6 protein-coding genes are annotated in these 11,920 nt (G+C 71.6%); 4 read left to right on the top strand and 2 right to left on the bottom strand.

Annotation, left to right across the window (positions count from 1 at the left end; translation table 11 throughout):
- The first annotated feature begins 172 nt into the window (after nt 1-172).
- A complete protein-coding gene (locus QZ994_RS15550) occupies nt 173-544 on the top strand; it encodes a methylglyoxal synthase (RefSeq protein WP_290873629.1) in 372 nt (123 codons plus the stop codon).
- A gap of 32 nt (nt 545-576) precedes the next feature.
- Here QZ994_RS15550 and QZ994_RS15545 read toward each other — a convergent pair whose 3' ends face one another.
- Complete coding sequence (locus tag QZ994_RS15545; protein ID WP_290873626.1) at nt 577-1,059, bottom strand: glutathione peroxidase; 483 nt, start codon at nt 1,057-1,059, stop codon at nt 577-579.
- A gap of 113 nt (nt 1,060-1,172) precedes the next feature.
- The gene (locus QZ994_RS15540) at nt 1,173-1,676 is read right to left on the bottom strand and encodes a hypothetical protein (protein ID WP_290873623.1); all 504 of its coding nucleotides are present in this window, start codon (nt 1,674-1,676) and stop codon (nt 1,173-1,175) included.
- Between the two features lie 83 nt (nt 1,677-1,759).
- Here QZ994_RS15540 and QZ994_RS15535 point away from each other — a divergent pair, with 83 nt between their 5' ends.
- From QZ994_RS15535 to QZ994_RS15525, 3 genes are all read left to right on the top strand, one after another.
- Entirely contained in the window at nt 1,760-5,131 is a 3,372-nt protein-coding gene (locus QZ994_RS15535) for a DUF6603 domain-containing protein (RefSeq protein ID WP_290873620.1), read from the top strand.
- 21 nt (nt 5,132-5,152) lie between these two features.
- A complete protein-coding gene (locus QZ994_RS15530) occupies nt 5,153-8,788 on the top strand; it encodes a hypothetical protein (RefSeq protein WP_290873618.1) in 3,636 nt (1,211 codons plus the stop codon).
- 21 nt (nt 8,789-8,809) lie between these two features.
- Nucleotides 8,810-11,920 (top strand): hypothetical protein (locus QZ994_RS15525; RefSeq protein ID WP_290873615.1); only part of this gene is annotated, 3,111 nt, incomplete at its 3' end.

The following is an 11,920-nucleotide window of genomic DNA, read 5'->3' as shown; positions in this document are numbered from 1 at the left end:
GTGTCGGTCGGGGGGGCGATCGGGGGGCACGGGTCAACCCGACGCCAGAGCGTGGCCCCGTGCAGGGGAGCCAAGCCTAACACCGAAGGCCGTGCCCCCTTCACGCCTGGACGGCCCGAAAAGCACTTCGACACAAGCCTGCCACACGGCGCTACACATCTATGATCTGCGGATGATCATTGCCCTCATCGCCCATGACCGCAAGAAGGACGACATCGTCCAGCTTGGCAAAGAATTCCAGGCCTTCCTGCAAGGCTGCACCCTGATGGCCACCGGCACCACCGGCGGGCGCCTGCAGGCCGAAGCCGGTCTGAACGTGGAACGCCTGCTCAGTGGTCCGCTGGGTGGCGACCTGCAGATCGGCGCACGACTGGCCGTGGGCGAGGTCGACGCCGTGGTCTTCCTGCGCGACCCGATGACACCGCAGCCGCACGAGCCCGACATCAACGCCCTGGTGCGCGCCTGCGACGTGCACAACGTGGCCTGCGCCACCAATGTGGCCAGCGCCCGCCTGCTGCTCAAGCAGCTCAGCCTGCAGGCCTGACCAAGACCTCGGCGAGAGGTTCAGCGACAGGTTCAGCGCAAGAGCGCCTGGATGTCGTCCTTCAGGCCTTCGGGCTTGCTGACGGGGGCATAGCGGGCCACGACCTTGCCCTGGCTGTCGACCAGGAACTTGGTGAAGTTCCACTTGATGCCCTCGCTGCCCAGGATGCCCGGTGCAGCGGCCTTGAGCGCCTGGTACAGCGGGTGGGCGTTGGCGCCATTGACCTCGACCTTGGCGAACATCGGGAAGCTGACGTCGTAGTTCAGGCTGCAGAAGTGCTTGATCTCGGCCTCGTCGCCCGGCTCCTGGTGGCCGAACTGGTCGCAAGGGAAGCCCAGCACGTTCAGGCCCTGGTCCTTCAGCTCGCGGTAGAGCTTTTCCAGGCCCGCGTACTGCGGGGTGAAACCGCACTGGCTGGCCACGTTGACCACGAGCGTGGCCTTGCCCAGGAAGTCCCGCAGGGGGCGGGCTTCGCCGTCGATGGTGGTCACGGTGATGTCGGGCAACGGGCTCATGGGACTCCTTGGGGATGACGCGGCGGACGGACGATCGGCCCGCGCGCTGATTCTAGGCCGATGCCCGTACTTGCCGTCAGATGCCGGCGGATGCCCCTGGCGGCGGCGGCACTTCAGCGCGGACGCGCGAAGCCGGCTTCGGCCCAGTCGCCGGCGCTGGCCTGGCTCAGCTTGAAATCCGGCCGCACACGCACCTGGGCCAGGCGCTCGCCCACCTCGTCCCAGGCGGCCAGCAGGGCGTGGGGCTCGTCTTCGTCGGGCACGATGTTCAGCGTCACGCGCAGGCGGCCTTGCTCGCCCGCATCGACCACCACCTCCTTGTGCAGGCGCGCATGCAGCTGTTGCTCATGGCGGCGCACCACCTCGGAGGCGGTCTTCACCAGGGTGTTGAACGCACCCACGTCCAGCGGCTTGGGGTTCTTCTTGTCGCGGCCCATGGTCCAGGGCCCGACCAGGGCGGGCTCGGCCTCGCCGGCCATCAGCATCTCCACGGCCCAGCCATCGTCGTCTTCGTTCTTGATGACGCGGGCCGTCCAGCCTCGGTCGACCCACAGGCGGGGCTCGTGGATGACCTCGGGGGCCTCGTCGTGGGGGGCGTCTGGGGTGGTATCGGACATAGGGGCGGCATCTTACTTCTAGGGATGGCGCCCTCCCTGCAGGCCGCCCACCATGCGCCCAGATCAAAGCCGAGGGAGACACGATGGCCGACACCGCATTCGAGCGCGTCCATGCCTGGTTTGTGCAAGCGGTCGAACGCGCCGTCCAGGACGTGGCGGACGTGGCCCTGCGCGACGCCTTGCGCAAGGCGCTGTGGGCCCTGGCCGACCCGGTCGACCGGCAAGTGGCGCCGCCCCCCGCCGATCCGTCGGCGTTCAACCAACCCAACCTCTCGGGTCAGTCCCTCTCGATCGCGGCCCTGGTGGTGGGCAAGGCGGCCACCTTGGTCGGCCCGCTGCAGGCCCTGCTGGGCGCCCTCGGCGGGCAGGACCTGGCCGCGGCCAAGGCCGCCGTGTCGACGCTGATCGCGCTGATCCGCGAAGCGATGGGTGGGCTGCGCTTCTCGCCCAGCGCCTTTGGCCTGGGGCAGCTGCTGCTGAGCCTGTCGCGCGATCTGGAGACCGCACCGAGTGGCGACGGCACAGCCCCCCAGGCCCGCAAGCTGGCCGAGCTGGTGGGCAGCGACACCGCGTCGCTGCGGCGCACCTCGTCCACCCTGGGGGTGCAGACCCTGGTGCTGGGCGCCGTGCTGGACAAGGCCTTCTCCAGCGACCCGACCGCGCAGATCACCGACTTTGCCAACTTCGCCATCCCCAGCATTGCCGGGGCCATCCCGCTGCCCACTGCGCTGGTGCTGCCCTTGAACGCGACCGGCGACATCCCCGGCGCATCGGGTGGGCTGACGCTGACCGAGTTCGACATCAGCCGGGGCATTCGCTTTGCCCTGAACCTGCTGCTGGACCGCACGCACGACACCGGCGACGGCCAGCTGACCCTGAGGCTGCAGGCCGGTGGCGGCGTACAGCTGCGCTGGGACGGCCCGGCCGCCGGCGTCAGCCAGGACCCTGCCCAGCCCTTTGGCGCCTCGCTGGCCGTGGGGCTGAAAGGCCGCGACGAGGCCACACCGGCGCTCAGCCTGCCGCCGGCCAGCTCGCCGTCTGCGGTGCGGCTGGAGATCGGTGAACTCTCGGCCGGCCTCTCGCTGAACCGGCCCGGTGGCGTCAGCGGGCAGCTGGCGCCCTCGGTCACGCTGGCACTCAAGCAGGGCAAGCTGGTGCTCGACGTCACCCGCATCGACCCGGCCCTGCTGGCCAAGGTGTTGGGCGACCGGGTGGAAGTGGCCTTCGACATCGAGGCCCTGGCCGATGGCGCGGGCGGCCTGCGCCTGAAAGACGGCAGTGGCGTGCAGGTCAACCTGCCGATCAAGGCGCTGCCCACTGGCCCCTTCAAGCTGCAGCTCATCACCTTCGGCATCCGGCCCAACGAAGACTTTTCGGTGCTGACCACCGAGCTGTCGGTGTCCTGCGGCCTGGACCTGGGGCCCTTCAAGACCTCGGTCGAGCGCCTTGGCGCCACCGTCGCGGTCCGCCTGAGCGATGGCGAGACCACACTGGACGTGAAGCCCCCCAATGGCCTGGCCATGATGCTGGACGCCGGGGCCATCCAGGGCGGCGGCTACCTCTCGCTGGACGACGAGGCGGGCGAGTACAAGGGCTACTTCGAACTCAGGATTGCGCAGATCGGGGTCAAGGCCCTGGGCCTGCTGCACACCAAACGGCCAGGCGGCAACTGGTCGCTGCTCTTGCTCATCTTCGGCAACTTCCCGCCCATCCAGCTGTCCTGGGGCTTTGTCCTCACCGGTGTCGGCGGCCTGATCGGCGTGCAGCACACGGCCGACACCAGCGCCATGTCGCGCCAGCTGGGCGAAGGCAGCCTGGACGCCATCCTCTTCCCGCAAGACGTGGCCAGCAACGCGCCGCAGATCTTCCAGACGCTCTCCACCCTCTTCCCCTTCAAACCGGGCGGCTTCGTGATCGGGCCCATGCTGGAGGTGGGCTGGGGCACGCCCACACTGGTCTCGCTGCGCATGGGCGTGCTGATCGAGTCCAGCCAGATCGCCATCCTGGGCCAGCTGGTCATCCAGATCCCGCCCCTGGTCGACAAGCAATTGGCCATCATCCTGCTGCAGCTGGACTTCGTCGGCGTCATCGTCTTCGACCCGTTCAAGATCGCCTTCGACGGCAAGCTGCGCGACTCGCGTGTGGCCCTGATCACGCTCACCGGGCAGTTCGCCTTCCGCGCCGCCTTTGGCGACAAGCCCACCTTCCTGATCTCGGCCGGTGGCTTCCACCCGCGCTTTGCCGACATCCCGCCCGATGTGCCCATGCCCTTCGACCGCATCGGCGCGGGCTTCTCCATCGGCATCGTCGGCATGAGCGTGAAGGGCTACTTCGCGGTCACGGCCGCCACGGTGCAAGGGGGCTTCGAGATCAAGGCCTGGGGCGACGTGGGCGTGGCCTCTTTCGACGCCGGCCTGGGCTTCGACGCCATCTGCTACCTGCAGCCCAAGTTCTGCTTCGAGGTCGACTTCCGGGCCTGGGCGCACGCCGAGGTCTTCGGCATCGGCCTGGGTGTGAGCCTGGCGGGGCTGCTCAAGGGCCCGGGGCGCTGGCGCATCCGCGGCGAGGCCTCGGTCGACCTGGGCTTCTTCGGCAGCGTCGACGTCGATTTCGACGAATCCTGGGGCGAGGACACCGACACGCCGCTGGTCACGGAAAGCGCCTTTGCCCTCCTGCAAAGCGAGGCCGCCAAGCCCGACAACTGGAGCGTCTCCCTGCCCTCGACCGAGGCCTCGCCCATCACCGTGGGCCAGCGCGAAGGCCAGCAAGGCAGCCTGGCCCATCCCATGGCCTCGCTCACCTTCACCCAGCGCCGCGTGCCCCTGCGCCGCCAGCTCGACAAGGTCAACGAAGCCAGGATCGAAGGCCCACGCCGCCTCGACATCACCGGGGTGACCCTGGGTGGCAGCGCCACCGATGCCGTGCACAGCGCGCAGAAGGAGCAGTTCGCGGCCAGCCAGTTTTTCAAGATGTCGGACGAGGACAAGCTCGCCAGGCCCTCGTTCGAGGCCATGGAAGCCGGCGAGCGCTTTGCCTTCGACACCTTCGCCTCGGGCCCACCGGTGAGCGCGCCGGTCGACTGGGAAACGCGCGACCTCAGCCCCAAGCCCGGCCACCTCCACCTGCTGGGCGACATCGGCCAGATGCTGCAGGACGAGCACCTCTATGCCACCCACCCCGGCGCCAGCCAGTGGATGGTGGACATGGGCGCCGTGCAGCGCAGCGGCCAGCGTCCCCAGCAGGCCCTGTTGCCACCCGATGCCACCCCGCTGAGCGTGGCCGAGGCCGTGCCCATGGCCATCAGTGGCAAGGCCGACCAGCGCAGCCCCTTGCAGGGCCTCAACACGGGCCTCAGCGCAGGCGCCTGGGCCGCCACCGAGGCCCTGCACCAGGCGGCCGGCAGCGCCGTGATGGCCAGCCAGTGGCAGGTGGTCGAGTTGTACGAGCTGGCCTGAGACGCCGGCAGAAAGCACACCATGAGCGAGCTCCATTACGACTTCCTGCCCTGGGCCCGCCGCGGCCTGGCCCGCGCGCACGCCAACCAGCAGGCCCTGGGTGCACCCGTTCAGCCTGCGGTGCAGGTGGGGCTGCAGCTCAAGGGCTCGGTCGAAGGCGAGGCCACGGCCAGCGCCGGCATCGCTCTGCCTCTCATGGGCCCGGCCGATGTGATCGGGCTGGACCCGCGCGTGATCGTGCGCATGGAGCCACGGGCCAACCAGCACGACGTCGAGCCCAACTACCTGGCCGCCATCGAGTTCGACCCGCCCGACCTGCCCTGGCTGCTGACCCCGGCACGCGCCAACGCCCAGGAACGCCTCATGCCCTGGCTGACCCTGCTGGTGTTCCGGCGCGGTGAGGTCGACGAGCCGATCGTTCGACCCGGGCGCCCGCTGCCCTCGGTCACGCTCAAGGGCCTGGTGAGCCTGCCCGATCTGAGCGAGGCCTGGATGTGGGGCCATGCCCAGGTGGTGCGGGCCAGCGAGGGGCCCGATGCCATCGAGGTGGACACCGCCCTCAACCAGCGCCCGGCGCAGAACCTCTCGCGCCTGGTCTGCCCGCGACGGCTGGAGGCCAACCAGGGCTACATCGCCTGCCTGGTGCCCGTGTTCGAGCAAGGCCGGCGTGCCGGCCTGGGCCAGGCGGTCGCGGCCGATGCCCTGCTGAGCCTGGCCTGGCAGGGCACGCAGGCCAGCGACCTGGAGCTGCCGGTTTACCACCACTGGACGTTTTCCACCGGCCCGGCGGGCGACTTCGAAACCCTGGCCCGCCGCCTCAAGACCCCGGCCGACCTGGGGAGCGATGTCCAGCAGGACCTGGGCCGCCTGGGCCGCGAGCCGGTGGAGATCGACGCCGACCACCTCTTCCAGCAGCGCGGCATCCGCCAGCAAGGCGCAGCGGCCGTCCAGGCCGCTTACGTGGACCAGTACGAGGGCGCCATGCTCTCGCTCGCCCCGGACGCAACCGTGGAACCCGGCCAGACCGACCAGGTTGCCGCCGACCTGGCCCGCTTCCTCAACGCCGGCGAGCAGCGCGTGTTCGGCAACCTCGCCCTCGCGGACCACGAACCCGAGGTGCCCCTGGTGGGCCCACCCGTGTACGGCGCCTGGCACGCCCGCGCCCACGCGGTGAACCCGGCCCTGCGCGAACGCTGGCTGCACCACCTCAACCTGCTGGCCCCGGCCCGCATGGCGGCGGGCGTCGGCACCCGGGTCGTGCAGGCCCACCAGGAGGCCTTCATGCAGGCGGCCTGGTCTCAGATGGGCGAGGTGCTCAAGGCCCAGCGCATGCTGAGCCTGGCACACGTGTCGGTGCACTGCCTGGGCGCGCTGCAGCAGCGCCTCGCCCACCTGCCCCCGGAGCGCCGGATGCAGTTCCTGGCCCCGGCGGCGGCACGCCTGCCCCTCGGCCCCGATGCCCAGGCCAGCGCAGCACGGCTCACCCTGTGGGGCCATGTGCGGCAGACCAGCCTGCCCGATGCGGTGGCCGAAGGCGGGCTGCGCCGGGGGCTGGCCAGCAGCCGGAACTGGGTCAGGCGCGCCCAGGTGTCTTCCCAGGCAGGGGCCACCGCCACGCGGCCCGGCACCGCCCTGGCCCAGGCCTTTGCCGACCCGACTTCGGTCCGCACGCTGGCCGAGGCGCCCCGCTTCCGCACCGATGGCATCCGGGCGCTGCGGGCCCTGGACGGCCTGGCCCTGCCCGATGCCGCCTCCGCCCCCAACGCCCGGCTGGACGTGCCCGGTCTGGGTCAGGGCCTGCCCGCCGCCCTGCTGGGCCGGCTGATGGCCACGCAGAAAACCCTGCAGGCCCTGCCGCCCCAGGCCTTCCGCCAGCCGGGGGTGCAGGCGCGGCTCAAGGCCGGCGTGCTGCTGGACGCGCAGTGGTCTCGCATCGGTGAACTCGGCGCCAGCCTGGCCGAGGCCGCCTTGCAGACCAGGCGGCCCACCCAGGAAGGCGCCACGCCCCTGACCATGGCCCAGAGCCTGCTGGCCGTGGGCAGGCAACGGCCCGAGGGCGTGCTGCTGTCGGCCGTGGTGAGCGAAACCGGCTTCCGCCTGGCCGCGGCCCAGGGCCTCAACGTCGATGCACGCAGCGGCCGCCTCGATCTGGCTCCCGCCGCCACCGCAAGCCCTTCCGCCCGCGCCACCCTTGGCGCGGCCCAGCGCGCGCCGACCCTGAAAGCCGGTGCCATCGCGACCGTGCCCATCCCCGCGGCACGTGGCTTCCAGCCAGGCGCCCTGTTCCAGACCCTGCCCGTGGGGGCCCTCACCGCGGCCTCGGGCCGCCAGGCCCCGCCCCTCCAGATTGGCGCCAGCGAGCAGGGCCGCTTCCGCCCGCAGGGCAGCGGTCTGGTCGGCGGGCCCGTGGTGGCGCCGGAAGTGGGTGGCCGCATCGGCGTGACCACGCTCCCGCCGGTGCACGACGCCCACGTGCTCGAGCGCATGCGCGGTGCCTGGGCACGGCTGCTGGCGCGCGAAGCGCCGGTGAACCTGGGCCGTGGCGTCACGGTGCAGGCCGTGCCCTGTGTGGCCAGCGAGGTCCTGCATGCCGCCCTGCCTGCGCTGAACGCTGCCACCCTGGTGCCGCGGCGCATCCAGAGCCTCATCGGCGCGGCCGGCAGCCCCTTCCGCTACGACACCGTGCAGCCGGGCGTCATCGGCCGCAGCCTGCTCTCGCGCGAGCGCTTCGTGCTGCCGCAACAGCTCGACCGGGTCATGGCCTACCCACGTCTCGACGAGCCTCTTTATCGCAAGCTGGCCGAGCTTGACCGCGATGCCTTCCTGCCGGGCGCCCAGGAGATCCCCAACGACACCATCCTGCTGCTGCAGACCAATCCGGGCTTCGTCAACGCCTTCCTGGCGGGGGCCAACCACGAGATGGGGCGCGAAATGCTCTGGCGCGGCTACCCCACCGACCAGCGCGGCACGCCCTTCCAGCGCTTCTGGCCCTACTTCGATCCGCAGGCCCGCGACATCGACCCCATCCACCAGTGGAACGCCAGTGCCACGCTGCGGGCCGCAGGCGGCCACAACCCGCAAGGCCAGCTGGTGCTGCTGGTGCGCGGCCAGCTGTTGCGCCGCTACCCCAACACCCACGTCTACGCCATCGCCAAGCAGGGCGGCGACAAGGCGGCCATCTTCGACAGCAGCCAGCGCCAGGTGCTGCCGCCGGTGGCCGCCGGGCAGATCCAGCCCGACATCAGCTTCTTCCTCTTCAACCTGCCCCCGAGCGACGCCAACCGGTACTGGTTCGTGCTGGAAGAGCCCATGACGGAGCCCCGCTTTGGCTTCGACGACAGCGCCGCGCCGCGCGAGGTGCCCCGTGTCAAGCGGCGCGGAGGGCAGGTCACGCAGCGCGTGAACTTCCTGGCCCCACAGGCACCGCCCAGCGCCGACTCCTGGCTGGACGTGGACTGGGCCGATGTGGGCACCGCCGCCGGACAGCACGTCTCGCTGGCCCAGCTGGCCGGCGTGCACCTGCATGCCATCCCGGCCAAGCCCCGCAGCGTCAACGAGTTGCCCGCCGCCAGCGCCCACGCGGGCCAGGTGGCCGCGGCCCTCTTGCAGCGCCCCTTCCGTGGCTTCTTCGACGGCGACCGCCTGGACAACGCCTGAGCCCCTTCACTGGCTCACACCTTGAGCCAGCTCACCGACACCGACCGAGAGCCCACCATGCCCAGACCACCCCAAACCGCCGAGCTGGCCGCCTTGCGGGCCCGGCGCGTGCAAGCCGATGCCGCACTGGCCCGCCAGATCGCGGAGGTCGAACAGACCCGCCGCCAGCGTGACCGCCTCGTCAGCCAGGGCGCCAGCGCCGCCGACATCGCCACGGCCAGCCTCGGCCACAAACAGGCCCGTCAGGCCTACGAGGCCGGCCGCGCCCAGCGGGACAAGCTGCTGCAGGCGGTCACGGCCTTGTCGGCCGCAGCAGCCCAGGCGGGCGACGACGCTCAGGGCGCCGCCCTCTTCTCCCACCTGGAGGGCGACACGCCGCTGCTGCTCTTCCCGGTGCGCCTGGAGACCCGCTACGAGCGCCAGGGCCAGAACCCGCCCGACCTGCTGGTGCGCATCTACCCCGATGCCGCCCAGGTGCAACGCCACCTGCAGGCGCTGACCGAGGTGGAGCAGACCGCCGGCCGGGCCTACTGGGCCGCCCGCTTTGCCCGCCTGGGCCAGCCTGCCCCGCAGACCGAGCCCGAACGGATGCGCGACCAGCGCCCCCAGGCCCTGTGGGCCGAGATGGTCAAGGCCCTGCGTGCGCCACGCGCTGCCTACGTGGTCAACCGCACCAGGCCGCTCAACGCCCACTTGTTGGACCAGGCTGATGCCGCCCTTGCCGCCCCGGCCGAACCCGACTTCCCGGCGCCAGAGCCCGCGGGCTCCCGCCTGGCCGCCCAACCCACGGCCGTGATGCTGCCAGACCGCTTCTGCGTGGTGGGCCTGGCCCAAGGTGGGCGCATCGTCTTCCGCCGCTTTGGCGCCCCGGTGCCCGATGTGCTGCCCATGGCACCCGCCATCGAACCCGGTGACGCCGCCCCGGCGGACCAGACGCCCGGCCCCTTCGAGGGCGAGGCCGCCTGGCTGGCCCGCTTCGACCAGGCCGTCGAACGGGGCATGGGCCTGCGCGTGCGCCAGGCCGATGTCGACGCCTTCCGCCAGGCCCACCCCGGCACCCCTGCCTTCTCGCTGAACGAACCCATCGAGCGCCTCGTCGTGCTGGGTGTCGACTGGACGCTCACCCCCGAGCAGGCCGCAGCCGGTGTCACCGCGCTGTTCGAGGCCCAGGCGGCCTCGGCCGGCATCGGTTTCCTGCCCATCGGCATGCCCACCAACAACACATCGGCCGCCAGCTCAGGCCACTCGCCCGCCCAGCTGCGCGACCCGAGCCTGGCCAGCCCCACGCCCCCGGCAGCCGGCACCTCGGCGGTCGAGACCCTGCGCTTTGCCCTGGGCCTGCCGGACGAGGGCTTTGCTCAGGTCGCCATCCCCCAGGGCGACCTGGACGACGCGGCCCTGAGCGGCCACATGCTCAACGCCCTGTACGCCGGCACGATGGGCGCCTACCTGCGCGAAGCCTGGGACGCAGACCACGGCCCCTTCAAGCTGAGCGAAGACACGCACGAAGCCATCCGCGCCCACGTCGTCACCCACCTGCGCCCCACCGGCCCGCTGCAGCCCCTGCGCATCGACAGCCAGCCCTACGGCCTGCTGCCCATCGTGGCCCCCCAACGCTACCGGGGCGCCGACGCCTTCGAGACCGGCCTGGCCCGCGTGCTCGGCACCCTGCGCCCCAAGTGGGAGCAGGTGCAAGACCAGGTGCCCCGCTTCGATGGCGCCACGGCCCACACCCACGCCCTGCTGCAGCACGGGCCCTGGGCGCAGTCGGCCGCCTACCGCCGTGTCGAAAAAGACGCCACCATCAGCCCCGCCCTCACCGCGCTGTCCACCTTCCAGCAGGGCCTGCGCGACCTGCCCGGCGGCCTCTTCATGCAGACCCTGGCCGCCACCTGGGGCGCAGCCTCGGCGCGGGCCGAGGTGCTCTCCGCCCTGCCGCTGGCGCGCATGGTCCTGCAGGCCGATGCCAGCATCCTGCCCCGCGCCATGCCCTGGGTGCAGGCCGACAGCCAGGTGCCCACCCGCGAGGCCGACGGCGCCGCACCAGCCCCGGCCTACCTGACCCAGCTCACCGAGGCCATCGACCGCCATGTCGACCTCAAGCAGGCTTTTGCCGGCCTGCGCCAGGCGCCCTCGCTGTTGCAGGGCCTGCTCGCCTGGTCGGCCGACCGCGAAGCCGATGTGGGCAACGCCGCGCTGCTGGGCCAGGTCACGCAGGCCGTTGTGGCGGGCAGCACCACCCGGCTGCTCAAGACCCCCTTGACCCTGGGTGTGGCCCAGGCCACGGAACAGACCACGGCCTTCGAGGTCGAGCACGTGGGCCAGATTGCGGGCCTGCGCCTGAAAGGTGTGACCGGCGATGCCCCCATCGGCCAACACGTGGCCCGGGCCGCCTCCGTGGCTGCGCAACAGGCCCAGGCCGAGGGCAGGCCCGTGGCTTATGCTCCGTGGCACCGATCCCACCGCGCGGCCGAGCTGGAAGCCTGGCGCACGCGCCTGCCCCGGCCGGTGCGCCACCTGGCCAGCGTGCGCGCCAGCCTGGGCGAACTGAGCGAGCGCACCGTGGGCGAACTCAACTGGGCCCTGCGCAGCGCCCTCGACGCCTTCGACCACCGCCTCGACGCCTGGTACACCTCGCTGGCCACCCGCCGCCTGGCCACCCTGCGCGCCGGCCAGAATGGGCAGCGCCAGCAGGGCCTGCAAGTGGGCGCCTTTGGCTGGGTGGAGTGGCTGCAGCCCGATGCCATCGGCACGCGCGAAAGCCAGGGCCACATGCTGATGCCCTCGCTACGCCATGGCGCGGCGGCGGCGGTGCTGCGCAGCGGCTACCTCAACGGCGATGCGGCCGAGCGCCGCACCTTCTCGCTCGACCTGTCCTCCCGGCGTGTGCGCGCGGCCCGCGACCTCTTCGAAGGCCTCACCCTGGGCCAGCCGATTGCCGTGCAACTGGGCTACCGCTTCGAGCGTGGCTTGCGCGATGCCGGCCTGGCCGCCTACATCACCGGCTTCCGGCGTGCGCTGCCCCTTCGCGCGCCCGCCGGTGGTGGCAACGAGGCGCCACCCGAGCCCGAGGCCCGCGATGTGGTCGACGGCGCCGGCAGGCCGCGCGCGACGATATCCTTACGCAGCCCT

It is taken from the genome of Aquabacterium sp., from assembly GCF_021768455.1.
Classification (GTDB): Bacteria; Pseudomonadota; Gammaproteobacteria; order Burkholderiales; family Burkholderiaceae_C; genus Aquabacterium.
Note: the sequence above shows the minus strand (reverse complement) of the source record. Positions and strands in the feature narration are given on the sequence as shown.